This is a genomic window from Vibrio sp. Vb2131, assembly GCF_033338535.1.
Taxonomy (GTDB): domain Bacteria; phylum Pseudomonadota; class Gammaproteobacteria; order Enterobacterales; family Vibrionaceae; genus Vibrio; species Vibrio alginolyticus.
This window is the reverse complement of the sequence record NZ_JAWOSW010000195.1, coordinates 1-500: the sequence shown is the minus strand read 5'-3', so window position 1 is coordinate 500 and position 500 is coordinate 1. Positions and strand designations below refer to the sequence as shown.

Below are 500 nucleotides of genomic sequence, written 5' to 3'. Positions count from 1 at the left end.
GCTGTTACGGCATCGGTGTATCGCGTGTTGTTGCTTCTGCGATTGAACAGAACCACGACAAATACGGCATCATTTGGCCAGACGCAATTGCACCTTTCCAAGTAGCAATCGTGCCAATGAACATGCACAAATCTGAGCGCGTAAAAGAAGCAGCAGAGAAACTATACGCGGAACTAACTGCTATGGGCATCGAAGTTCTATTTGATGACCGTAAAGAACGCCCAGGTGTAATGTTCTCTGACATCGAGTTGATCGGTATCCCTCACACTATCGTGATTGGCGATCGCAGCATGGATGAAGGTAACTTCGAATACAAAAACCGTCGTACTGGCGAGAAAACTCCAGTAGCGATGGCGGATATTGTTGAGCACGTTAAATCTCAACTTAAATAAACGCCTAAAAGGTTTCGATTAAATAAAAGGGTTGGCTTCGGTCAACCCTTTTCTATTGTCCTCAGAAATGACACTGACCCTAATTTCTTTACTATTCATTTCGTTAAT

The 500-nt window shown here is 43.8% G+C and carries 1 protein-coding gene; it reads left to right on the top strand.

Features of this window, described 5'->3' with window-relative positions; translation table 11 throughout:
* Positions 1–392 (top strand): His/Gly/Thr/Pro-type tRNA ligase C-terminal domain-containing protein (locus R7E38_RS23505; RefSeq protein ID WP_318082270.1); only part of this gene is annotated, 392 nt, incomplete at its 5' end.
* Positions 393–500: the final 108 nt, after the last annotated feature.